This window comes from Lichenicoccus sp. (genome assembly GCF_965276875.1).
Lineage (GTDB): Bacteria > Pseudomonadota > Alphaproteobacteria > Acetobacterales > Acetobacteraceae > Lichenicoccus.
Window position 1 is genome coordinate 4,354,299 of record NZ_OZ255701.1, and the last position, 22,809, is coordinate 4,377,107.

Annotated in this window: 23 protein-coding genes, 4 tRNA genes and 3 rRNA genes; 16 read left to right on the forward strand and 14 right to left on the reverse strand. The window is 64.3% G+C overall.

What is annotated here, in order from left to right:
* The first annotated feature begins 4 nt into the window (after positions 1-4).
* From ACQY4K_RS21100 to ACQY4K_RS21125, 6 genes are all read left to right on the forward strand, one after another.
* Positions 5-640, forward strand: coding sequence for a sigma factor (locus ACQY4K_RS21100; protein WP_428396252.1), 636 nt, complete (start codon positions 5-7; stop codon positions 638-640).
* The gene (locus ACQY4K_RS21105; RefSeq protein ID WP_428392273.1) at positions 637-1,425 is read left to right on the forward strand and encodes an RNA polymerase sigma factor; all 789 of its coding nucleotides are present in this window, start codon (positions 637-639) and stop codon (positions 1,423-1,425) included. Before ACQY4K_RS21100 ends, ACQY4K_RS21105 begins: the two co-directional genes overlap by 4 nt.
* Positions 1,426-1,630: 205 nt before the next feature.
* A complete protein-coding gene (locus ACQY4K_RS21110; protein ID WP_428392275.1) occupies positions 1,631-2,185 on the forward strand; it encodes a glutathione S-transferase family protein in 555 nt (184 codons plus the stop codon).
* Between the two features lie 98 nt (positions 2,186-2,283).
* On the forward strand, positions 2,284-2,778 hold the full coding sequence (locus ACQY4K_RS21115; protein ID WP_428392277.1) for a dihydrofolate reductase family protein: 495 nt from the start codon (positions 2,284-2,286) through the stop codon (positions 2,776-2,778).
* Positions 2,779-2,872: 94 nt separating this feature from the next.
* On the forward strand, positions 2,873-3,241 hold the full coding sequence (locus ACQY4K_RS21120) for a YciI family protein (protein WP_428392279.1): 369 nt from the start codon (positions 2,873-2,875) through the stop codon (positions 3,239-3,241).
* Between the two features lie 2 nt (positions 3,242-3,243).
* Positions 3,244-3,723, forward strand: coding sequence for a VOC family protein (locus ACQY4K_RS21125; RefSeq protein WP_428392281.1), 480 nt, complete (start codon positions 3,244-3,246; stop codon positions 3,721-3,723).
* A gap of 247 nt (positions 3,724-3,970) precedes the next feature.
* Here the strand turns inward: ACQY4K_RS21125 and ACQY4K_RS21130 are convergent, their stop codons facing one another.
* Positions 3,971-4,552 carry a TetR/AcrR family transcriptional regulator gene (locus ACQY4K_RS21130; protein WP_428392283.1) on the reverse strand — a complete coding sequence of 194 codons (582 nt, stop codon included), beginning with the start codon at positions 4,550-4,552 and terminating at the stop codon, positions 3,971-3,973.
* An 80-nt stretch (positions 4,553-4,632) separates the two neighbouring features.
* Here ACQY4K_RS21130 and ACQY4K_RS21135 point away from each other — a divergent pair, with 80 nt between their 5' ends.
* A complete protein-coding gene (locus ACQY4K_RS21135) occupies positions 4,633-5,694 on the forward strand; it encodes an aldo/keto reductase (protein ID WP_428392286.1) in 1,062 nt (353 codons plus the stop codon).
* Here the strand turns inward: ACQY4K_RS21135 and ACQY4K_RS21140 are convergent.
* Complete coding sequence (locus ACQY4K_RS21140) at positions 5,621-6,571, reverse strand: LysR family transcriptional regulator (RefSeq protein WP_428392288.1); 951 nt, start codon at positions 6,569-6,571, stop codon at positions 5,621-5,623. The two genes, ACQY4K_RS21135 and ACQY4K_RS21140, sit on opposite strands and share 74 nt — an antisense overlap.
* 77 nt (positions 6,572-6,648) lie before the next feature.
* Here ACQY4K_RS21140 and ACQY4K_RS21145 point away from each other — a divergent pair, with 77 nt between their 5' ends.
* From ACQY4K_RS21145 to ACQY4K_RS21155, 3 genes are all read left to right on the forward strand, one after another.
* Complete coding sequence (locus tag ACQY4K_RS21145; protein WP_428392290.1) at positions 6,649-7,473, forward strand: DODA-type extradiol aromatic ring-opening family dioxygenase; 825 nt, start codon at positions 6,649-6,651, stop codon at positions 7,471-7,473.
* Positions 7,474-7,555: 82 nt separating this feature from the next.
* Positions 7,556-7,876: a DoxX family protein gene (locus ACQY4K_RS21150; RefSeq protein WP_428392292.1), complete on the forward strand. Its 321-nt coding sequence runs from the start codon at positions 7,556-7,558 to the stop codon at positions 7,874-7,876.
* A 14-nt stretch (positions 7,877-7,890) separates the two neighbouring features.
* The gene (locus tag ACQY4K_RS21155; RefSeq protein WP_428392294.1) at positions 7,891-8,253 is read left to right on the forward strand and encodes a glutathione S-transferase N-terminal domain-containing protein; all 363 of its coding nucleotides are present in this window, start codon (positions 7,891-7,893) and stop codon (positions 8,251-8,253) included.
* Between the two features lie 131 nt (positions 8,254-8,384).
* Here ACQY4K_RS21155 and ACQY4K_RS21160 read toward each other — a convergent pair.
* The 12 genes from ACQY4K_RS21160 to ACQY4K_RS21215 form a co-directional block, all read right to left on the reverse strand.
* Positions 8,385-8,460 (reverse strand) — tRNA-Phe (locus tag ACQY4K_RS21160).
* Positions 8,461-8,505: 45 nt separating this feature from the next.
* Positions 8,506-8,688, reverse strand: a complete 183-nt coding sequence (locus ACQY4K_RS21165) for a DNA gyrase inhibitor YacG (protein ID WP_428392296.1) — start codon at positions 8,686-8,688, stop codon at positions 8,506-8,508.
* Complete coding sequence (locus tag ACQY4K_RS21170) at positions 8,681-9,805, reverse strand: ribonuclease E/G (RefSeq protein WP_428392298.1); 1,125 nt, start codon at positions 9,803-9,805, stop codon at positions 8,681-8,683. Before ACQY4K_RS21170 ends, ACQY4K_RS21165 begins: the two co-directional genes overlap by 8 nt.
* Positions 9,789-10,400 carry a Maf family protein gene (locus tag ACQY4K_RS21175; protein ID WP_428392300.1) on the reverse strand — a complete coding sequence of 204 codons (612 nt, stop codon included), beginning with the start codon at positions 10,398-10,400 and terminating at the stop codon, positions 9,789-9,791. Before ACQY4K_RS21175 ends, ACQY4K_RS21170 begins: the two co-directional genes overlap by 17 nt.
* Positions 10,360-10,578: a translation initiation factor IF-1 gene (gene infA / locus ACQY4K_RS21180; protein ID WP_428392302.1), complete on the reverse strand. Its 219-nt coding sequence runs from the start codon at positions 10,576-10,578 to the stop codon at positions 10,360-10,362. The genes ACQY4K_RS21175 and infA overlap by 41 nt, the downstream gene beginning before the upstream one ends.
* A 97-nt stretch (positions 10,579-10,675) precedes the next feature.
* Positions 10,676-11,974 (reverse strand): histidinol dehydrogenase, encoded by a 1,299-nt coding sequence (gene hisD, locus ACQY4K_RS21185; RefSeq protein WP_428392303.1) that lies wholly within the window; start codon positions 11,972-11,974, stop codon positions 10,676-10,678.
* Positions 11,971-12,660 carry an ATP phosphoribosyltransferase gene (hisG, locus tag ACQY4K_RS21190; RefSeq protein WP_428392304.1) on the reverse strand — a complete coding sequence of 230 codons (690 nt, stop codon included), beginning with the start codon at positions 12,658-12,660 and terminating at the stop codon, positions 11,971-11,973. The genes hisD and hisG overlap by 4 nt, the downstream gene beginning before the upstream one ends.
* Entirely contained in the window at positions 12,657-13,919 is a 1,263-nt protein-coding gene (gene murA, locus ACQY4K_RS21195; protein WP_428392306.1) for a UDP-N-acetylglucosamine 1-carboxyvinyltransferase, read from the reverse strand. The genes hisG and murA overlap by 4 nt, the downstream gene beginning before the upstream one ends.
* A gap of 21 nt (positions 13,920-13,940) precedes the next feature.
* A complete protein-coding gene (gene dcd / locus ACQY4K_RS21200; protein ID WP_428392307.1) occupies positions 13,941-14,495 on the reverse strand; it encodes a dCTP deaminase in 555 nt (184 codons plus the stop codon).
* Complete coding sequence (locus ACQY4K_RS21205; protein WP_428392308.1) at positions 14,486-14,674, reverse strand: hypothetical protein; 189 nt, start codon at positions 14,672-14,674, stop codon at positions 14,486-14,488. The genes dcd and ACQY4K_RS21205 overlap by 10 nt, the downstream gene beginning before the upstream one ends.
* Before the next feature lie 15 nt (positions 14,675-14,689).
* Positions 14,690-14,764 (reverse strand) — tRNA-Thr (locus ACQY4K_RS21210).
* A 24-nt stretch (positions 14,765-14,788) separates the two neighbouring features.
* On the reverse strand, positions 14,789-15,430 hold the full coding sequence (locus ACQY4K_RS21215) for a TetR/AcrR family transcriptional regulator (protein WP_428392310.1): 642 nt from the start codon (positions 15,428-15,430) through the stop codon (positions 14,789-14,791).
* 144 nt (positions 15,431-15,574) lie between these two features.
* Between ACQY4K_RS21215 and ACQY4K_RS21220 the strand changes: the two genes are divergently transcribed.
* From ACQY4K_RS21220 to rrf, 6 genes are all read left to right on the forward strand, one after another.
* Positions 15,575-17,101: an efflux transporter outer membrane subunit gene (locus ACQY4K_RS21220; RefSeq protein WP_428392312.1), complete on the forward strand. Its 1,527-nt coding sequence runs from the start codon at positions 15,575-15,577 to the stop codon at positions 17,099-17,101.
* A 416-nt stretch (positions 17,102-17,517) separates the two neighbouring features.
* Positions 17,518-19,026 (forward strand): 16S ribosomal RNA (locus ACQY4K_RS21225).
* Positions 19,027-19,202: 176 nt separating this feature from the next.
* A tRNA-Ile gene (locus tag ACQY4K_RS21230) sits at positions 19,203-19,276 on the forward strand.
* Between the two features lie 72 nt (positions 19,277-19,348).
* Positions 19,349-19,424 (forward strand) — tRNA-Ala (locus ACQY4K_RS21235).
* A 405-nt stretch (positions 19,425-19,829) separates the two neighbouring features.
* Positions 19,830-22,588, forward strand: a 23S ribosomal RNA gene (locus tag ACQY4K_RS21240).
* 95 nt (positions 22,589-22,683) lie between these two features.
* Positions 22,684-22,799: ribosomal RNA gene (gene rrf, locus ACQY4K_RS21245) — 5S ribosomal RNA — on the forward strand.
* Together the 16S, 23S and 5S rRNA genes with 2 tRNA genes alongside form the textbook arrangement of a ribosomal RNA operon.
* Positions 22,800-22,809: the final 10 nt, after the last annotated feature.

Consider the following 22,809-nt stretch of genomic DNA (forward strand, 5'->3'; position numbering starts at 1 on the left):
TCTGATGCTGTCGCGCCGCGCCTCAGCCGAGCGCCAGTGCGGCGCGATGGCCGCCCGCCGAGCGGTTCCCCAGGCGGCCCGGGCAGTCGGCCTTCAACTCTTCATTTTCCGCCGGAAGCCGCCGGATTCATACTGCCCGTCGCCTGAACGTTCCAATGTTGCAGGAGGATGCTCCCGCATGCACCAGGGAAGGCTGAGGGAGGAGAGCGTCGCAGCACTCGATGCGGTCTATCGCCGCGACGGGCGGCGCATCTTCGCCAGCCTCGTTCGACTGCTCGGCAGCTTCAAGCTGGCCGAGGACGCCGAGCACGACGCGTTTATCGCGGCCGCTGAACACTGGCCGCGCGACGGTGTGCCCGCCAACCCGGTTGGCTGGCTTATCTCGGTTGGCCGCTCCAAGGCCATCGACCGGCAACGCCGCCATGCCCGCTTCGCCAGCATCGACGACCATACGGAGACGATCGAGCAGATCGCCGGTGCCGCTGCCGGCGAAAGCGAGCAGGAACCGATCGAGGATGATCGCCTGCACCTGATTTTCACCTGCTGTCACCCGAAGCGGCGCGCCTTGCGCTCACGCTGCGCGACGTCTGCGGCGTTGCCACCGAGGACATCGCCCGCGCCTTCCTCACCACTTCTGTGACACTCGCCCAACGGATCGTTTGCGCCAGGGCAAAAATCTGCGATGCGCGCATCCCCTACGAAGTGCCCGAGCTGGACCAGCTCGCCCCGCGCCCCGATAGCGTGCTGCGGGTGATCTACCTGGTGTTCACCGAGGGCTATTCCGCCAGCGGCGGCGAGCACGTGCAGCGGCTTGATCTTGCTGCCGAAGCCATCCGGCTCGGCTGGTTGCTGCTGCGGCTCTGCCCCGAAGCCGAGACGCGCGGTCTGCTGGCGCTGAGGCTGTTGCGCCACGGGCGGCGCAGCACCCGCACCGATGCCGCCGGCGACCTGGTCCCGCTCGAGGACCAGGATCGGTCACTCTGGGACGCGCACGAACTTGCAATCGGTCGCGCCATGGCGCGCGATGCGCTGCGGGCGCGGGGTCATGGCTCCTACGCGCTGCAGGCAGCGATCGTCGCCGTCCACGCCGAAGCAGGCACTGCGGCACAAACCGACTGGGCGCGGATCGCGGGGCTTTACGACCGGCTGCTGCACCACGAACCCTCTTGCGTCGTTGCACTGAACCGCGCCGTCGCCATCGCCATGCGTGACGGTCCGCAGGCGGGACTGGCGCGGATCGAGCCCATGCTCAACGAACCGCCACTCGCAACCTATCACCTGACCCACGCAGCACACGCCGATCTGTGCCGCCGTGCCGATCGCCTCGCCGATGCGCGCCTCTCCTACGGGCGCGCGCTCGACCTCGCGCGGCAGGAGCCGGAGCGACGGTTTCTGCGCCGGCGGCTTGCCGAACTCGACGCCTGAAGAAAAACTATAACCGCCTGTCTAATGCCCGTGTCGCCGTTCGACCAGTAACCAGAGACCTGGATCACCGGAGCGTCCCTACTATGGAAACCCATCAAGCTTTGCCCATCGAGGTCACCGCCTTGGCCTGGGTGCCGCCCCTGGCGCGCGGCTTCGTGCGCGATCTGCGGGTGCGCTGGGCGCTGAAGGAAATCGGCCTGCCCTATTGCGTACGGTTGATCGAGGGTGCCGGCGGCAGCCCGGGGGACCGCTTCGGCCAGAGAACTACCTCGCCGAGCAGCCCTTCGGACAGGTGCCGGTCTATAAGGAGGGCACGCTCTGCCTGTTCGAGTCTGGCGCCATCGTGCTGCACATCGGCGAGAAGGATGAACGGTTGCTGCCGCGTGACGAACACGGCCGCGCGCGTGCCATCGTCTGGACCATCGCGGCACTCAACAGCATCGAGCCGCAAAGCCTGGCGATGCTCTTTCTCGATATTTCCTGCGGCGATAAGCCCTGGTTCGCCAAGGCGGTCGCTCCCTTTCTCGAGCGACGGCTGGCGCATCTCGCGGCGGCTCTGGGCGAGAAGGAATGGCTCGAGGAACGCTTCACCATCGGCGACCTGATGATGGTCGAGGCGCTGCGCAGCATTCCCAATGAGGTCCTCGCCGCCCAGCCGAACCTCACCGCCTATGTCGCGCGCGGCACCGCACGACCGGCCTTCCGGCGCGCGATGGCGGCACAGCTCGCGGACTTCATTCCCGATCACCCCGTCGCCTGATCATCGCGGAAGCGCAAAATGCGGGCTTGCAAACGGGCTCATACGACTGAGAAGACTCTGGATGGAGGTTTTTCGGCGTGGTGAAATTCATCTTCGGATTGTCGCAGTCGCTGGACGGCTACGTCGACCACCTGCAAATCGGGCCGCCAGGTCCCGCAGCCTTTCGTCACTTCGTGGAGCATGTGCGCGACCTGGCCGGCATCGTTTATGGTCGCCGCACATACGAGATCATGCGTTATTGGGAGGAAGACCACCCCGACTGGGACGGCCGCGACTTCGCGGCGGTGTGGCGAAGCCAGCCGAAATGGGTGGTCTCGCGGTCGTTGAAGTCCGTCGGCCCCAACACCACGCTGGTCCGGCGTGATTACGAAGCCGTTCTGCGCGAGCTCAAGGCCCGGCTCGTGGGCGAGATCGACGTCGCTGGACCAGATCTGGCGCGAAGCCTGACCGATCTTGGTCTTGTGGACGAATACCGGCTTTACTTCCGCCCCTTCGTGCTCGGTCGCGGCACGCCATTCTGCGCCGGTCCCCGGCCGTCGCTCCGCCTCGTGGCCAATGACCGCATTGGCGAGGACACGATCAGACTGATGTAAATTCCTGCCTGATCGGCGAGAAGCGGGGAGTACTGATCGGCCGACATCCTGAAATCAAAACCATCTCCCGGATTTCCGCGAAACGGAGGAAACGATGAAATACATCTGCCTGGTCTATCTCGACGATACGCACTGGAGCGCCTGCCCCGATCGGGACTGCTTCGAGTTTGCAAGCGAGCTTGCGGCCAACGGGAGGCTGCTCGCGGCCGAGCCGCTGCACCCGGCGGAGAGCGCAACCACAGTGCGGGTGTGCCACGGCAAAGCTGTGCTCACTGACGGTCCGTTCTGCGAAACAAAGGAACTGCTCGCGGGCTTCTACCTGGTCGAGGCCAGGGATTTGAACGAGGCGCTCTCGATCGCGGAACGCATCCCGCCCGCCAAACACGGCAGCATCGAAGTGCGCCCGGTTCGCGAACTGGACGTGGCCGGATACCGGTCCTTCTCTGCCGCAAGGAGCGCTTGACGATGGACCGGATCGTCCCCTGCCTCTGGTTTGATGGAAACGCGGAGGAAGCGGCGCGTTTCTACGCGCGCACCTTTCCCGACAGCCACGTCGATGCCGTGCACCGCTCGCCCCGCGACTACCCGGCGGGCAAGGCCGGCGATGTGCTGACCGTTGAGTTCACCGTGCTGGGCATGAGCTTCGTCGGGCTGAACGGGGGCGCCGGCGTGCCCTTTACGACAGCGGTGTCGTTTCAGGTCCACACCGAGGACCAAGCCGAAACCGATCGGTATTGGAATGCGCTGATCGCCGATGGCGGGCAGCCCTCGCAGTGCAGCTGGTGCAAGGACAGGTTTGGCCTGTCATGGCAGATCGTGCCGCGGCGCCTGCTCGCACTGATGACCGACTCCGAGCCCGAGCGTGCCAAACGCGTCATGACTGCAATGATGGACATGCACAAGATCGACATTGCCGCCATCGAGCGCGCCGCCGCCAGACCTTGAATTTTGTTCCTGTAGAAAGGCCATCACCGCAGCGATAAAGTCGTCCAGCTTTATGGCGCGCTCATCGTGCGCACCGCCGGCAGTGAAGAGTTTTGACTGGACATGAGGCGGCAATATATCGACTGACCGCGCCGACAGTGATTTGCCATCCGCCACGGGCGCGGACCGCTCTGGCCGGGCTCAGCGGGGAGCGTCTGGTCGCACACATTCGTTGCGACTAGGGACGATGTTGGCCCATACCTCGTGCCTAACTGGCATTGTGTTTCAGAGCATCCGCGGCGCCCAGGCTGCGAAAGATCAGCGCAAGAATTCGGCTCACCTGCGATTTCCCGTCTGAGGTCGGCGCAATGCGCAGCACACAAGACAGAAGCGTCAGCACATCCTCGGGGCGGTTGCCCAAACGGATGAGGCCGGCTCCTTCACAGGCGTCCATCAGTCGGTGAACGGCGCTAACGAGAGACCAGTACGTTTCCTGGAGGTCCTGATCCGACACGGCCGCACGGAGTGTCTCGGCAAAGCCGTGTTTGACCTCACCGAACGCCGCGAAGCGCTCGCACCATAGTCGGAAGGCCGCGAGCGGCGGATGCAAAGCCAGCAGCGTTGGCGCCAACTCCACCAGCGCATCGATCTCCTTCCGGTAGACGCCCACCAGCAAGGACTCGCGGCTTGGAAAATGCCGGTAGAGCGTGCCCGCGCCGACGCCGGCCGCCTTGGCGATCGCATTCAGCGAAACGGAGGCATCGGCGGCCAGCGCGCCGCGCGCCACCTCCAGGATGCGGTCCCGGTTCGCTCGTGCATCGACGCGCAGCTTGAATTCCAGGTTGGCCATCGCATCCTTGACAAAGCGGAGAGCTCTCCGGCAATCCAAACCGGAGAAGTGTCCGCTTGCTAGCCTGTCTCGGAGGATTCATGCAATACGTAAAGCTGGGCTGCTCTGGCCTCGAAGTCTCCCCTGTCTGCATCGGCTGCATGGGATTTGGTGACCCAGCTCGGGGTCATCCGACCTGGTCTCTCGTTGAGCAAGCCAGCCGGCCTCTGATCCGGCATGCGATCGAGGTCGGGATCAACTTCTTCGACACGGCCAACATGTACTCTCAGGGCACCAGCGAGGAGATCCTCGGTCGGGCGCTGAAGGAGTTCACGAACCGCGACGGCGTGGTGATCGCTACCAAGCTGATGGCGCCCATGCGCGACGGCCCCAACGCGGTCGGCTTGTCACGCAAGGCGATCATGACCGAGATCGACCATAGTCTGAGACGGCTCGGCACCGACTATGTCGACCTCTACCAGATCCACCGCCGCGATCAGACGACCCCCTGGGAAGAGACTTTGGAGGCGCTGCATGATCTCGTCAGGGTCGGCAAGGTGCGCTATCTCGGCGCCTCTTCGATGATGGCGTGGGAGTTCAGCAAGGCGCTTCACCTTCAGCAGGCCAACGGCTGGGCGCGCTTCATATCGATGCAGGACACCTACAACCCGATGGCGCGCGAGGAGGAGCGCGAGATGCTGCCGCTGTGCGCTGATAGTGGCGTCCAGACCATCGTCTATAGCCCGCTCGGGCGCGGCCGCCTGGCCCGACCTTGGGGCGAGAGCACCGCCCGCTCGCAAGCCGAGCCGGAAGCCGCCAAGCTCTACGAGGCGACTTCGACCAGCGATCAAAAAATCGTCGAGGTGGCGTGCTCGATCGCAGCCGAACGTGGCGTCAGCCAAGCTCAGGTCGTCTTGGCTTGGCTGCGACGCAACAAAGTTGTCGCAGCCCCGATCATCGGTGCGCTCAGGACCAAGCACATCGACGACGCGGTCGCGGCACTCTCGCTCACCCTAACGGACGACGAGGCCTCTCGGTTGGAAGCGCCTTACACGCCACGTCGAGATCATCAGGGCGTTTCCGATCCGGTTATGTTGGCTCGTAGCATGGAGACCGCGACCGGCTTAAAGAAGAGCTCCCCGGCTCCGGCCAAACCTCGTTGATCAGTCGGTCGAGCAGCCATCGGGCGGCCGGGCCAAGCGCCCGGTCGCGCGCGTGCACGGCGTAGATCGAGACCTTGCCCGGCAGCACCGCCGGGTCCGCGACGTCCAACCGCCGAAGCGTGCCCTCTGCCAGCGCGCCCTCGACCAGGTGCTGGGGCATGTTGCCCCAACCGAACCCGGCCAGCAGGTACTCCATCCGCTGCCCGAGATCCGCGAAGCGCCAGATGGCGGGGCTGACGACGCCTTGCGGCGGCCGATCCTCCTGGTTGGGATTGGTCAGGACGAGCTGAACATGCTCGGCCAGCGCGTCGCGCGACAGCGTTGCCTGCTGCCGCGCGAGCGGGTGCTCCGGCGAGGCGACAGGCACCAAATTCATCGTCATCAATCGGAAGGCTTGCAGGTCCATCGGCACCGAGGGGTGAATGGCGGAGACGGCAAGTGCTGCCGAGCGGTCGCGCACCCGTCGCTCGCTGCCCCAGGCGCCCTCCGTGTAGAGCGTGACGGGAAGGTCGGGAAAGTCGGTATGGAGTGCCGCCAGGCTGCGCCGGAGCGGCTCGCCCGGCACGAGGCTGTCCACCGCCAGCGCGAGCTCCGGTTCGACGCCAGCCGCGATCGAGGCTGCGATGTGCTCGAAGATTTCGGCCTGGCGCAGCACCTGGCGTGCTTGCGCGACCAGCACCCGCCCAGCGTCAGTGAGACGTGGCAGACGCTCGGAGCGGTCGAAGAGCGCCACCTGCTGGGACGCCTCGACCAACTGCACGGCGCTGCTGATCGCCGACTGCACGCGCCGCAGCTGCCGCCCGGCGGCCGAAAAGCTGCCCGTCTCGGCAATGGCGACCAGCACACGCAACTGGTCCAGCGTCAGCGATCCGATCATGTCCATCTCTCTAACAGATGGAATATATCAAGAAGAGATCGCTTCCGGGGAGAGCACGTGGACCCTATCTCCCCTGCATGACAACTGAAACCATCCATCGCCAGCCCGTCCTCGCTTTGCCTCATGGTGGCGGGCCGTGCTTCGTCTCGACCTATCCGGCGCCGCTGGAGCCCGCCGTCTGGGCTTCGCTCGGCCGGTTCCTACGTGATCAGGGCGCCGCCATCCGTCCGCGCCCGCGCGCGGTGCTGGTGATCTCGGGTCACTGGGAGGAGGCGGTGCCGACGGTCACCACCGCGGTCGAGACCTCGCTCTACTATGATTACTACGGCTTCGCTCCCGAGGCGTACGCCCTGCACTGGCCCGTCAAGGGCGCGCCGGACGTCGCACGCCGCGTGCGCAAGCTTCTGGCCGACGCTGGCATCGCCTCGGCCGAGGACGCGGGGCGGGGGCTCGACCACGGCGTGTTCGTGCCGCTGATGGAAATGTTTCCGGACGCTGATATCCAGATCGTGCAGCTGTCGCTGCAGCGCGACCTCAATCCCGCAGCACACCTCGCCATCGGCCGCGCGCTGGCGCCGCTACGGGACGAGGGCATCCTCATCATCGGTTCGGGCAGCACCTTCCACAATGCCCGCGAGGTGATGCCAAGCGAGCGTTCGGCCCAGGCCGCCCGTACGTTCGGCGCTTGGGTGGCCGAGGTCATGGCAGAGCGTTTGCCCGAGCGGCGCTTCGCCCGGCTCGCCGACTGGCAGTCCGGTCCCGATGCGCGCTTCAACCATCCGAAGGAGGAGCACCTCCTTCCCTATCACGTCGCCGCCGGGGCTGGCGGTGACGATCCGGGGGCGACCATCTTCGACGACCTGGTCGCCCACAAGGCGCAGTACGCCTTCAGATTCGGCTGATCGAAAGGAGAGTCTCATGACAACCGACGTTGCCCCGTCACGGATTGCCGCCCCGTCTCAAGGTTGGACCATGACCTTGTGGGTGCTGCGCGTCCTCGCCGCCTTTATCTTTCTTGCCGCCGCTGCCATGAAGTTGTTGGCTCAGCCGATGATGGTCGCCGAGTTCCAGAAGGTCGGGCTCGGCCAGTGGTTCCGCTATGCGGTCGGCCTTATCGAGCTGGTCGGCGGCGTTGCCGTGCTGGCGCCGCGCACCACCTGGATCGGCGCGAGCTTGCTGCTGTTGGTCGACCTGGGCGCCTTCTTCGCGCAGGTCACGACGCTGCACATGGACTGGATCCACACGATCGTCATCGGCGGCATCCTGGTCGCTATCATTTACCTCTCGCACCGCTGGGCGCGCTGAACGGAGAGAACCCGATGTCCGATACCTTCACCCCCGTCCTCTACACCAAGACGGACTGCCCGTTCTGCTTCAAGGCACGGCTGTTCCTGCTCGAAAGCGGCGTGGCCAACCAGGTCGAACTTCGAAATTACGTTCCCGGCGGCGCCGAGGAGCAGGAGGTGCGCGCCAAGGTCGCGCCACATGTCGAGAAGTTCAGCGTGCCCGTGCTGGAGACCGCACCAGGTGAGTTCTTGCCCGACTCTGACGCAATCATCGACCATCTCACCCGCAAGCACGGCGCGACCCGCGATCTGCCGCTGCTGGCCGCCTATCGGCAGCACATCCTCGGCAAGTTGTTGGAGGTGTACAAGGAGCTTCAGCAACTCAAGGCGAAGTAGCGAGCCCTTTCTGGTGGAGCGAGTCTCGTGCCTGGTGCCCACGCCTGACGGCAGCGATGATCGTGTCCGGCTCCCTGGTCCACCGGAAGGGCGGAAACGGCGGTGGAGAGAAGCGCCAGGTCAAGTCGGGATGGTGCCCAGGGGCGGAGTCGAACCACCGACACTGCGATTTTCAGTCGCATGCTCTACCAGCTGAGCTACCTGGGCAGACCGTGGGGTCGTGCAGCGGCGGGCTTAGCCCAATGCCTCGTGTCAATCAAGCGGCTCCGGCAGACGGTCCTCGTCGTCCTGCTCGGGCTCGATGCGCAACGAGGGCGTGCGATACTGGCCGGAAAACCAGCGGCCGAGATCGACGTCGGCGCACCGCTTCGAGCAGAACGGCCGGAGTTGCGGCACCGTCGCGCGGCCGCAGATCGGGCAGGTCGGATCACTCATGGTCGATCGTCCAGCAGAGGGCGGGCAGGGTGGGCTCCATGCGCAAGGAGATGGGTGCGGCCGCCGCTTGTGCAAACGCCGCCAGCGCCCGCGTGTCGGCGCGTAGCGCGGTTGCGACGGCAATGCCTGCGCGCAGGATCGGGCGCTGCCCCGGCTGGTGCGCCGAGAGTGCTGCGCGCAGGCCGGCGAGCCCGGCGCCAAGCGGGGTTTGCAGCAGCTCGTGCAGGGCGGGATGCACGCGTGGCCGCAGAATTTCGGCGAGCCCGAGGGCAGTGAAGCCGAGCAGTCGCGGCCGCAGCGGGTCGCGCGCGAGGGCTGCCTCGATGGTGGGCGCCAGCGCCCGGCGCTTGCGCGTGGACAGGCCGGCGAGATCGATCAGGATGGCGCCGGAGAGGTTGCGCAGGCGCACCTGGTGCAGCAGGGCTGGGATGGCTGCGCGATTGCCGGCGAATTGCGCCACCTGCTTGGGCCGGCGCTCGGCGCTGGCGGCGGCCATGTCGACATCGATGGCGACGAGGGCGGGGGTCGGGTGGATGCTGGCGCGCAGACCGCCGGGGAGTGCCAGCTCCGACTGTGCAAGAGACTCGATTTCGCTCTCGAGGGGGTCGTCGAAGGCGCGCGCCACAACCTGCACCGGACGGCCGCAATCGGCCTGCAAGATCGCCGCGATCGCCGCATCATCGCAGGCCAATGTGGCGTCGGGCCAGGATGCGGCCAACCTGCGCATGGGGTCGGGGCCGCGCGCCACGAGGCCCTCCGCCATGCCGTGCAATGCGACCCGCTCGCGTTCGGCGTCGTCGAGACGGCTGCTCAGGCGCGGTCCCTTGCCGCCCTGGGCGGCCCGGATCACGCGCACCGCGACGAGGTCGCCTTCGCTGGTGGTCCCCTCGGAATCGGGCAAAAACCCGCTTGCGGCGCCGATCTGCACGAAGGCGCCGCCCATGGCACCAAGGTGGGCGGTGACCCTGCCGACATGGAGGTCGCCGACCCCGTCTGGCTCGCCCGGTCGGTGTAGCGCGTAGTCCAGCAGGACGCCGTCCGATACGGCGACGCGCACTTCGCCGGGGCTACAGGCAGCCAGCAGGCGGGTGTTCACCGCATCAGACCAGAACGCCACGGCTGCGCAGCAACTGCGCGGTCTCGAACAAGGGCAGCCCGACGACGTTCGAGTAGCTGCCGGAGAGGAAGCGGATATGGGACGCGGCGTGGCCCTGCACGGCGTAGCCGCCAGCCTTGCCGTGCCAGTCGCCGGTCGCGATCAGGGCGTCGATTTGCCGCTCCGTCAGCCGGGCAAAGCCGACCACGCTCTCGACCGTGCGCGAGGCGATGCCCTGCGGGTGTTGCAGCACGATGGCGGTCAGCACCCGGTGGCGGCGGCCGGAGAGCAGGCCCAGGCAGCGGCGCGCCGTGCCCTCGTCCTCGACCTTGGGCAGAATTCGCCGCCCGAGAGCGACAACGGTGTCGGCGGCGAGGATGAGCCGATCCGGATCGCATCGTGCCGCAGCCGCCTGCGCCTTGGCGCGGGCCAGGCGCTCGACATGCGAACGCGGCGTCTCGTCGCGCCTGGCGGTCTCGTCGATGTCGGTGGCGAGGATCAGGTCCGGTTTGAGGCCGATCTGGGCCAGCAGGTCACGCCGTCGCGGTGAGGCGGAGGCGAGGACGAACGGAATGCTACTTGAATCGAAAGGTGATTCGGCCCTTGGACAGGTCATACGGAGTCATTTCGACGTTGACACGGTCACCGGCGAGAACGCGAATCCGGTTCTTGCGCATCTTGCCGCTGGTATGGGCCAGGATGGAGTGCTCGTTGTCGAGCTTGACCTTGAACATTGCGTTCGGCAGCAGTTCCATGACGGTGCCGCTGAATTCGATCATGTCTTCCTTAGACATTGCATCCATCGATCGGTTGGCTCGGCATTGCTTCTCCTGCTCAGTTGTGATCCGGCCGGAACATGAGGATTGCCGAAGGTCCGGTCAAGCGCGTCCCTCAGAGGTTCGGTTCGTCCAAGCGGACGGCTACACTGCTAGCATGGGCGTCGAGGCCCTCGGCGCGTGCCAGGGCAATCGCGCTCGGGCCGACGATGCGCAGGGCCGCGCGATCGGCTTGGATCCAGGTGGTGCGCTTGAGGAAGTCATATACAGATAGGCCGGAGGCGAAGCGCGCGGTGCCGCTGGTCGGCAGCACGTGGTTGGGACCGCCGACGTAGTCGCCAATCGCCTCCGGGCAATCGCGGCCGATGAAGATCGCGCCGGCGTGGCGCACCGCCTCAAACACCGCGCGCGGCTCGGCCAGCATCAGTTGCAAATGCTCCGGGGCGAGCCGGTTGACCATTTCGGCGGCCTGCTGCCAGCTCTCGACGAGAATGATCGCGCCGTGCGCCTCCCAGCTTGCGCCGGCGATGGCGGCGCGCGGCAGGGTTGCGAGTGTCGTTTGCACGGCGTCAACCACGCTGTCGGCAAAGGCCGGGCTGTCGGTGATCAGGATCGCTTGCGCGAGCGGGTCATGCTCGGCCTGGGCCAGCAAATCGAGGGCGACATGGGCCGGATCGTTGGCGGCGTCGGCGACGATCACGACCTCGGAGGGGCCGGCGATGGAGTCGATGCCGACGGTGCCGAACACTTGGCGCTTGGCTTCGGCGACATAGGCGTTGCCGGGGCCGACGATGCGGTCGACAGCGGCAATGCTGGCGGTGCCGTAGGCGAGGGCGGCGATCGCCTGGGCGCCTCCGACCCGGTAGATTTCGTCCACGCCGGCGCGACGGGCGGCCGCCAGCACCAGCGGGTTGAGCACGCCGTCCGGGGTTGGCACGCACATCGCAAGCCTGCCGACGCCGGCGATGCGGGCCGGGAGCGCATTCATCAGCACCGAGGACGGGTAGGCCGCGCGGCCGCCCGGAACATATAGCCCGACGGCGTCGAGCGGGGTCCAGCGCATGCCCAAAGTGAGACCCGCGTCGTCGCGATGGGTGATCGGGGCGGGCAGTTGCAGGCGGTGGAACGCCTCGATACGGGTGGCGGCGAAGTCGAGTGCGGCCAGCAGCTCGGACGGCACGTTTTCGCAGGCGCGCGCGATTTCGGCATCGGTGATGCGCAAGTGACCCGCGGTTAAAGTCAGCCGGTCGAAGCGCGCGGTGGCAGCACAAACGGCGTCGTCGCCGCGGGCGCGGACGTCGGCGAGGATCGCCGCGACCGGGGCGTCGACGGAAGCGGCATCGGTGCGGCGCGTCTCAAGCAGGCGATCGAGTGCGGCATTGAAACCAGCATCCGCGGCATGCAGCCGGATCATCCGAGGGCAGCCCGGACCCGTGCCACCCAGGCCGCGATCGCCTCAGGCTGGGTCTTCAGCGCGGTGCGGTTGACGATCAGGCGGCTGCTGATCTGGGCGATCACCTCGGTCTCGCGCAAGCCGTTGGCGCGCAAGGTGGAGCCGCTCTGCACCAGGTCGACGATCAGACGCGACAGGCCGAGCCCCGGGGCGAGTTCCATGGCGCCGTTCAGATGCACGATCTCCGCCTGAATGCCACGCGCGGCGAAGTGACGGCGGGTGATGTTGGGGTATTTGGTCGCGACCCGGACCTGCGACCAGCGCGCCGGGTCCTCGTCGTCGGCGCAGCTTTCGGGTTGCGCGACACTGACCCTGCAGCCGCCGATGCCGAGGTCGAGCGGCGCGTAGATCTCGGGGTAGTCGAACTCCATCAGCACGTCCGCACCGCAGATGCCGATCTGGGCGGCGCCGTAGGCGACGAAGGTGGCGACGTCGAAGGGGCGCACGCGCACCACGTCGAGCATCGGATCGGAGGTGGCGAAACGCAGGCGCCGGCTGTCCTCGTCGAGGCAGTCGGAGTCGGGGTGGATCGAGGCCGCGGCGAGCAGCCGGCAGGCGTCACCCAGGATTCGTCCTTTTGGCAAAGCGAGCACGAGTGGCGTGGCGATCTGCGGCATCAGGGCGTCCGCATGGCTCAGCGCGGTCATTCCGCGACCCGCTCGATCCGGGCGCCGCAGCCCGACAGCTTGCGCTCGACCGCCTCATAGCCACGATCGAGATGGTAGATCCGGCTCAGCGCGGTCTCACCCGAGGCGGCGAGGCCCGCCAGGATCAGCGAGAACGAGGCGCGCAGGTCGGTCGCCATCACCGGGGCGGCGGAGAGCGCCGGCACCCCGCGGATGATCGCGGATGCGCCATGCACGTTGATCCGCGCGCCCATGCGGTTGAGCTCGGGCACGTGCATGAAGCGGTTTTCGAAGATGGTCTCGGTCATCATCGACGCACCCTCGGCGACCGACAGCAGCGCCATGAACTGCGCCTGCATGTCGGTGGGAAAGCCGGGATAGGGTTCGGTCATCACGTCGACCCCATGCAGCCCGCCGGCGCGTCGGACGCGCAATGCCGTCTCCTCCTGGGCGATTTCGACGCCGGCTTCCTCCAGGGCACGCGCCACCGCGCCGAGATGTTCGAGGCAGCCGCCAACGAGGCGGACCTCGCCGCCGGTGATGCCGACGGCGCAGGCGTAGGTGCCACATTCGATGCGGTCGGGCAGGATCCGATGCCGGGCGGCATGCAGTTTCGGCACGCCATCGATGATCAGCTTGTCGCTGCCGGCGCCCTCGATGGCGGCTCCCATCGCGGTCAGGCAGGCGAGCAGGTCGCCGATCTCGGGTTCGCGCGCGGCATTGATGATTTCGGTACGGCCGGCGGCCAGGCTTGCCGCCATCACCAGGTTTTCGGTGGCGCCGACCGAGGCGAACGGCAGCACGATCCTGGCACCTTGCAGACCATTTGGCGCGCGGGCGTCGACATAGCCGCCTTCGAGGCGGATTTCCGCCCCCATTGCCTCGAGCCCCTTGAGGTGCAGATCGACGGGGCGGGTGCCGATGGCGCAGCCGCCGGGCAGCGAGACCCGCGCCTCGCCGGCGCGCGCCAGCAGCGGACCCAGCACCAGGATCGAGGCGCGCATCTTCGAGACGATCTCGTAGGGCGCCTCGGTGCAGGTGATATCGCCGCCGACCAGAAGCGACGCGCTCGAATGACCCGCATCCTCGACGGCGATGCCGTGATGGCGGAGCAGTTCGGCCATGGTGTCGATGTCGGCGATGCGCGGCACGTTGGTGAGCAGCAGCCGCTCGTTGGTGAGCAGGCCGGCTGCCAGCAGCGGCAGGGCCGCGTTCTTGGCGCCGCCGATCGGGATGGCGCCGTGCAGCGGCACGCCGCCGCGTATCAGGAAACGGTCCATGCTGTCGCGTTCGTCCTCGATCTACATGCGCGGCGTGGCGACGCCGCGCTGACCCATGTACTTGCCCGCCTTATCGGCATAACTGGTTTCGCACGGTCCGGCGCCTTGCAGGAACAGGAACTGGCAGATGCCCTCATTGGCGTAGATGCGCGCGGGCAGCGGCGTGGTGTTGCTGATCTCGATGGTGACCTGACCCTCCCACTCCGGCTCCAGCGGGGTGACGTTGACGATGATGCCGCAACGCGCATAGGTCGACTTGCCCAGGCAGATCACCAGGATATCGCGCGGGATTCGAAACACCTCGATGGTGTGGGCGAGTGCGAAGCTGTTCGGCGGGATGATGCAGACCGGCACGGTGCGGCTGACGAAGCTGTCGGCGCTGAAGTTCTTCGGGTCGACCACGGCGCTGTCGACATTGGTGAAGATCTTGAAGTCGCTGGCGACACGCGCGTCGTAGCCATAGGAGGAGAGCCCGTAGCTGATCACGCCGTCGCGTCGCTGGGTTTCCACGAACGGATCGATCATGCCATGGTCGGTGGCCATCTGCCTGATCCAGCTGTCGGGCATTACCGGCACTGGCTTGCGTCCCCGGCGCGCTGTATTCCCGGGCTCTCGGCGCGGGCACGAGATTGCTGCTTGCGCTTGCGCAGATTCTCGCGCAGCGCCGCGGCGGCGCGCAAGGCGCGTGCTTCAGCCGGGGAGGTATCGTTGGCGGTGGTCTTGCAAGGCGGGTTCGGCTCCGGCGGATCGGCCATGTGATACTCCGGAGCTGGTGCTGCTGCAGGGACTCGAACCCTGGACCTCTCCCTTACCAAGGGAGTGCTCTACCACTGAGCTACAGCAGCGATCGGGCTGGAACCGGGCGGTAGCTAGCGGCTGGATCCGTGCGATGCAAGCGGATCCACGCCGTAGGCCGCCAGGAACACCCGGACGGCACCACCGACCACCTGCTCGATTTCGGCATCGCTGGCTTTCGGGATAAGCTGCAAACGGCATTGCATCGCGACCCGCGTCTGGCATAGGGCCAGGAATTGTTCGGCGGCAAAGCTGGGATTGTCCGTCGCCAGGCGACCGGCGGCGACCTGGCGGCGGATCCAGTCGGTCATGTAGGCGATGGCACGACAAGGGCCGCTGTTCCAGAATACGGTTGCGAGTTCGGGGAAGGTCTGGGCCTCAGAGACGACCATCCGATACAAGGCCAGATTGTCGGGAGACAGGGTCATCTCCAGCATGCGCAGGGCGATCGCCGCCAGCGCTGCGGCGGGATCGTCTTCTTCGGCCACGGTTTGGAAGATGCTGTCGAGGTTGCGGCGTGCCTTGTCCTCGACGAACCAGGCAAACAATGTCGATTTCCCGTCGAAATAATTATACAGCGTCCCCTTGGAGACACCCGCCTGTGCCGCGATCCGCGACATGCTGGCGCCCTCGTAGCCGCACTCGGTGAATACCAACTCGGCACCGCTGACGATCTGCTGGCGCTTGGCGGCGGAATGATCCTCGTGCTCGCTCAACGTGTCTCTCTCCCGCAGGCGTGGCCCCCCTGCCGAAGATTGACGATCAAGGCAAAGCGGATAGGTTGTCAACGCTGACCGAACGGGTCGGTCAGGACCGGGGGAAGCGGCTTGCGCAGCAGAACGATAGGGCCGGCGGCGCTGATGGCGGCGTCTCTCCTGGTGACGGGGTGCTCGGTCGGCCCGCACTACACGCCGCCGCATCTCTTCTCGCCTTCGAGCTGGTTCGGCATGCCGCGCAAGCAGACCACGACCGCTCGTGGGCGCGCACCCGAAAGCGTGCCGGTGGCCGCGGAACCCAGCCCGCGCTGGTGGGACCAGTTCGGCGATCCTGAGCTGAGCGCCCTGGAAAGCCGGGTTGCGAGCGAGAACTTCACCGTACGACTGGCGACGATCCGGCTGGCCGAGAGCCGCGCGCAAGTGCGGGAGGCGGCGGGGCCGCAGTTCCCGAGCTTGAACGGCAGCGCCGGGTATACCCGCCAGCAGTTCAGCTCCAAGGAGTTCGAACGCGGTCTGGAGAACGGCATCAGTTCCGGTGCGCTGGGCGGGCTGCTCGGCAACCGCAACACCGACGCCTACCGCCAGGAGGCGGGCTCGCTGCGAATTCCGCCGATCGACACCTGGCGGGACGGCATCGATGCGAGCTGGGAGCTCGATCTGTGGGGTCGGGTGCGGCATTCGGTGGAGGCGGCGCGCGCGACGCTCAAGGCGTCGGCGGAAGATCGCCGCTCAATGCTGGTGGCGCAGTTCGCCGAGGTGGCGCGCGACTACATGACCCTGCGCGGCCAGCAGGCGCAGTTGGCGATCCTGCGCGACAACCTGCGCGTAGCGCGCGATTCGGTACGGCTCACCCGCGCGCGCTTCACGGGCGGCCTGACCACCGAGCTGGACGTGGAGAACGCGGTCTCCCAGCTCGACAGCGTGGCAGCACAAATCCCCGATGCCGAGCAGCAGGTCGCCGTTCAGATCAACGCGCTGGGTTTCCTGCTCGGCGAGCCGCCCCAGGCACTCCGCACGGAACTTGGGACGGCGGCCCCGGTGCCGCCGGTGCCGCCGCGGGTGCCGGTCGGGGTGCCGTCCGAACTGGCCAGGCGCCGTCCGGACATCCGCGAGGCGGAAGCGCAGCTGCACGCCGCCACCGCCAATGTCGACGTCGCGGTCGCGGACTTCTATCCGCGGGTGACGTTGACCGGCGCGTTCAATTTCGAAGCGTTGTCGCTGCGCGATCTCGGCTTCTGGAGCGCGCGGGCCTACAGCCTCGGCCCGTCGATCAGCCTGCCGATCTTCCAGGGCGGCCAGTTGCGCGGGCAGCTCCAGCTCAACCAGGCACAACAGCAGGAGGCCGCGTTGAGCTACCAGAGGACCGTGCTGCAGGCGTGGGAGGATGTGGACAATGCGCTCACCGCCTATGCGTTGCAGCAGCGCCGTCGCGACGCGGATCAGCGCTCGGTGCGGTCCTACGCGCGCGCTTTGTCGCTGGCGCGCCAGCAATATGCCCACGGGCTGCAGACGTTCCTCAATGTTCTAACCGCCGAACGCGGCCTGTTCGGTGCGCGTGAGCAGCTTGCCACCAGCACCACCCAGGTCTCGAGCGACTTCGTGCAGCTCTATAACGCGCTTGGCGGCGGCTGGGAGACGACCTTTCCGGAGGCGCGCACCGCGTCCCGCTGATTTCGTCCATTGACCGTCCATGGTGTGTGCTCTACATCGCCGCCTGCTGTGTTGGTTGGGTCTGTGTGGGGGTTGTTTTTCCCCTATGTTGGTGCCACTATCTTCGGCTCCTCCTGAAACCCCTGGGTTTCGGGTGGTTGTTCATTGAAAGTAGAATAGGCTGAGGAAGGGATATGTTGGCGGCGCCTTTGCTGGCCTGTGTTGGTGACGATGTAGGTTGGGGCGGTTTTATGCTGGTGGGTTTCAGGTTTTTGGCCTGAGCTTTATTGGTTAGGACTTGGCTTTGGTGTCTGTCGTGTATCTTTAGTTTGAGAATACGTGATGGATTAGTCAGTTTTGTGCTGATTGGGTTTGAGGGTCTGTTTGTTGTGGCTGGTGTCCTTTTGGCTTTGGCTTTGGGGGGTGCTGGCTGTGATGAACCTGAGAGTTTGATCCTGGCTCAGAGCGAACGCTGGCGGCATGCTTAACACATGCAAGTCGCACGGATGTCTTTCGGGGCGTTAGTGGCGGACGGGTGAGTAGCGCGTAGGGATCTATCCATGGGTGTGGGATAACTGCGGGAAACTGTGGCTAATACTGCATGATGCCTGAGGGCCAAAGCTGCTGGGGTGACTTGGTGGTGCCTGTGGAGGAGCCTGCGTTCGATTAGCTTGTTGGTGGGGTAATGGCCTACCAAGGCGATGATCGATAGCTGGTCTGAGAGGATGATCAGCCACACTGGGACTGAGACACGGCCCAGACTCCTACGGGAGGCAGCAGTGGGGAATATTGGACAATGGGCGCAAGCCTGATCCAGCAATGCCGCGTGTGTGAAGAAGGTCTTCGGATTGTAAAGCACTTTCGGCGGGGACGATGATGACGGTACCCGCAGAAGAAGCCCCGGCTAACTTCGTGCCAGCAGCCGCGGTAATACGAAGGGGGCTAGCGTTGCTCGGAATGACTGGGCGTAAAGGGCGCGTAGGCGGCGTGCACAGTCAGATGTGAAATTCCTGGGCTTAACCTGGGGGCTGCATTTGAGACGTGTGTGCTAGAATGTGAAAGAGGGTCGTGGAATTCCCAGTGTAGAGGTGAAATTCGTAGATATTGGGAAGAACACCGGTGGCGAAGGCGGCGACCTGGTTCATGATTGACGCTGAGGCGCGAAAGCGTGGGGAGCAAACAGGATTAGATACCCTGGTAGTCCACGCTGTAAACGATGTGTGCTGGATGTTGGGGAACCTAGTTTCTCAGTGTCGTAGCTAACGCGATAAGCACACCGCCTGGGGAGTACGGCCGCAAGGTTGAAACTCAAAGGAATTGACGGGGGCCCGCACAAGCGGTGGAGCATGTGGTTTAATTCGAAGCAACGCGCAGAACCTTACCAGGACTTGACATGGACAGGATGTGTTCAGAGATGGGCATTTCCCGCAAGGGACCTGTTGCACAGGTGCTGCATGGCTGTCGTCAGCTCGTGTCGTGAGATGTTGGGTTAAGTCCCGCAACGAGCGCAACCCTCGCCTTTAGTTGCCAGCATGTTCGGGTGGGCACTCTAAAGGAACTGCCGGTGACAAGCCGGAGGAAGGTGGGGATGACGTCAAGTCCTCATGGCCCTTATGTCCTGGGCTACACACGTGCTACAATGGCGGTGACAGTGGGAAGCCAGGCAGTGATGCTGAGCTGATCTCCAAAAGCCGTCTCAGTTCGGATTGCACTCTGCAACTCGGGTGCATGAAGGTGGAATCGCTAGTAATCGTGGATCAGCATGCCACGGTGAATACGTTCCCGGGCCTTGTACACACCGCCCGTCACACCATGGGAGTTGGTTTGACCTTAAGCCGGTGCGCCAACCTGGCAACAGGAGGCAGCCGACCACGGTCGGGTCAGCGACTGGGGTGAAGTCGTAACAAGGTAGCCGTAGGGGAACCTGCGGCTGGATCACCTCCTTTCAAGGATGTCTCTTGAGCGGGTGTGGCTTTGGCTGTGCCTTTGAGAGACGTTCGACAAGTCCCGTGTTGGATCAACGCGGGCGTGCCTGGATTTTGCCGGGCGTAAGATGCGCGTGGCGCCGTCAGCATATCCCTTCCTGCAATGATCGAGTTCGAGTTCGGGCCAAATCTGTTTGGGGCTAGTAGCTCAGTTGGTTAGAGCACACGCTTGATAAGCGTGGGGTCGGAGGTTCGAGTCCTCCCTGGCCCATGCCATCCTGTCTGCTTTGCAGCCAGGATGGCATCCCCCGGAGAGCCTAGGGGCGCACGGGCTGTTTGGCATGGGGGCGTAGCTCAATTGGTAGAGCACCTGCTTTGCAAGCAGGGGGTCGTCGGTTCGATTCCGTCCGCCTCCACCAGGGTTGGTGTTGAGGGGGTGGGGGTCATTGCGGGAAAGCCTGGATTGGGCGGCATGGCGCGAGCGATGTCGTCCGGTGTGTTGTGTTCTTTGTCAGTGTGAAGAGGTTGGTGCGTTTCTGTTGGCGGCCGCGGCTTGGGTGTCTGACCCGAAGGCTGTGGTGGCGAGCAGAAGCGTCGAGAGAGAAGAGTGTGCTTGGGATGACCAAGTGATGTGCAGGTCGATCTCGCAGTTCGTGAGGATTGTCCGAGACTTCGCTGTGTTGAGTCGTATGGCGTGTTTTTCGAGAACCGGAGCGGAGCGGCCGTCGGGCCGTGAGCACCGGAGCGCAGAGGAGTGCGTCTAGGCGGCCAGCACAGTAGAAGTATCGCGCGATCCCCCGGGTGTGGGTGGTTCCTGTGCGTGTGTTTGAGTATGATAAGGGCATTCGGTGGATGCCTTGGCACCAGGAGGCGATGAAGGACGTGGCACGCTGCGAAAAGCCATGGGGAGCCGCGAGCAGGCTTTGATCCGTGGATATCCGAATGGGGCAACCCACCTAGCGATAGGTATCATGATCTGAATAGATAGGGTTATGAGGCGAACCCGGGGAACTGAAACATCTCAGTACCTGGAGGAAAAGAGATCAACTGACATTCCGCTAGTAGTGGCGAGCGAACGCGGAGCAGGCCAGTGGTTTATGGGACGCAAGCAGAAGGGTCTGGAAAGGCCGGCCGGAGCGGGTGATAGCCCCGTATGCGTAATGGCTCATGGATCCTTGAGTAGGGCGGGACACGTGAAATCCTGTCTGAACATGGGGGGACCACCCTCCAAGCCTAAATACTCCCTGGTGACCGATAGCGAACGAGTACCGTGAGGGAAAGGTGAAAAGCACCCCGACGAGGGGAGTGAAAGAGACCTGAAACCGGATGCCTACAAGCAGTCGGAGCCTTCGAAGCACGCGAGTGTGGGTCGGGTGACGGCGTACCTTTTGTATAATGGGTCAGCGAGTTTCTGTTTGCAGCGAGCTTAAGCCGTTAGGTGTAGGCGCAGCGAAAGCGAATCTGAACAGGGTGTTTAGTTGCTGGCAGAAGACCCGAAACCGAGTGATCTAGCCATGGCCAGGCTGAAGGTGCGGTAATACGCACTGGAGGGCCGAACCCACGCCTGTTGAAAAAGTCGGGGATGAGCTGTGGCTAGGGGTGAAAGGCCAATCAAACTCGGAGATAGCTGGTTCTCCGCGAAATCTATTGAGGTAGATCGTTGGATGTTCGCCTCGGGGGGTAGAGCACTGGATGGGCTAGGGGGGCCCAAAGCCTTACCAAACCTAACCAAACTCCGAATACCCGAGAGTGTAGTCCGGCAGACAGACGGTGGGTGCTAAGGTCCATCGTCGAGAGGGAAACAGCCCAGACCACCAGCTAAGGCCCCCAAATCGTGGCTAAGTGGGAAAGGATGTGGGGATTCCAAAACAACCAGGAGGTTGGCTTAGAAGCAGCCATCCTTTAAAGAAAGCGTAATAGCTCACTGGTCTATTAGAAACCCTGCGCCGAAGATGTAACGGGGCTCAAGCCACGTGCCGAAGCTGTGGGTGTGTGAGTAACATCATACGCGGTAGCGGAGCGTTCCGTAGGTCTGTGAAGGGGATGGGGTGATCCTCCCTGGAGATATCGGAAGTGCGAATGCTGACATGAGTAGCGACAAACAGTGTGAGAAACACTGTCGCCGAAAGTCCAAGGGTTCCTGCGCAAGGTTAATCCGCGCAGGGTGAGCCGGCCCCTAAGGCGAGGGCGAGAGCCGTAGTCGATGGGAATGGGGTGAATACTCCCCAGCCTGCCAGCAGTGACGAATGCGAGATGTTGTCTGTCCTTATCGGATTGGGCGGGCTTTTTGAGCATTCCGGGAAACAGCTCTGGCGTATAGACCGTACCCGAAACCGACACAGGTGGACTGGTAGAGCATACCAAGGCGCTTGAGAGAACGATGCTGAAGGAACTAGGCAAATTGCTCGCGTAACTTCGGGATAAGCGAGACCCTTATGTGGGCAACCATGTGGGGGTGGCACAGACCAGGGGGTAGCGACTGTTTAGTAAAAACACAGGGCTCTGCGAAGTCGCAAGACGACGTATAGGGTCTGACGCCTGCCCGGTGCCGGAAGGTTAAGAGGAGGTGTGCAAGCACTGAATTGAAGCCCCGGTAAACGGCGGCCGTAACTATAACGGTCCTAAGGTAGCGAAATTCCTTGTCGGGTAAGTTCCGACCTGCACGAATGGCGTAACGACTTCCCCGCTGTCTCCAGCATCGGCTCAGCGAAATTGAATTCCCCGTGAAGATGCGGGGTACCCGCGGTCAGACGGAAAGACCCTATGAACCTTTACTGCAGCTTTGCAGTGGCATCAGGAAAATGCTGTGTAGGATAGGTGGGAGGCACTGAAGCACGGGCGCCAGCCTGGGTGGAGCCATCCTTGAAATACCACCCTGAATTTTTCTGATGTCTAACCGCGTCCGGTCAGCCCGGACCGGGACCCTGCATGGTGGGCAGTTTGACTGGGGCGGTCGCCTCCTAAAGTGTAACGGAGGCGCGCGATGGTGGGCTCAGGCCGGTCGGACATCGGTCGTTGAGTGCAATGGCATAAGCCCGCCTGACTGCGAGAGCGACAGCTCGAGCAGAGACGAAAGTCGGCCATAGTGATCCGGTGGTCCCGCGTGGAAGGGCCATCGCTCAACGGATAAAAGGTACTCTAGGGATAACAGGCTGATCTCCCCCAAGAGTCCACATCGACGGGGAGGTTTGGCACCTCGATGTCGGCTCATCACATCCTGGGGCTGGAGCAGGTCCCAAGGGTTCGGCTGTTCGCCGATTAAAGTGGTACGTGAGCTGGGTTTAGAACGTCGTGAGACAGTTCGGTCCCTATCTGCCGTGGGTGAAGGAGACTTGCGAGGACTTGTCCCTAGTACGAGAGGACCGGGATGAACGCACCTCTGGTGCACCGGTTGTCGCGCCAGCGGCACCGCCGGGTAGCTACGTGCGGAAAAGATAACCGCTGAAAGCATCTAAGCGGGAAACTTACCTCAAAACCAGGTCTCCCCAAGGGCCGTGATAGACCATCACGTCGATAGGCCAGATGTATACATGCAGCAATGCACTCAGCTAACTGGTCCTAATCGCCCAATTGACTCAAACCACACGCACAGCAGTCACCCACACACCCACTCTCTCCCCGCCGCATCGCACCAACCCCACACGCCCGAGCCCACACACCAACGGCTGGCTCGGACGACCTGGTGGCCATGGCGGGGAATGATCCACCCGATCCCATCCCGAACTCGGCCGTGAAAAACCCCAGCGCCCATGATACTGCACCACAAGGTGCGGGAAAGTCGGTCGCCGCCAGGTCTTCTGAACC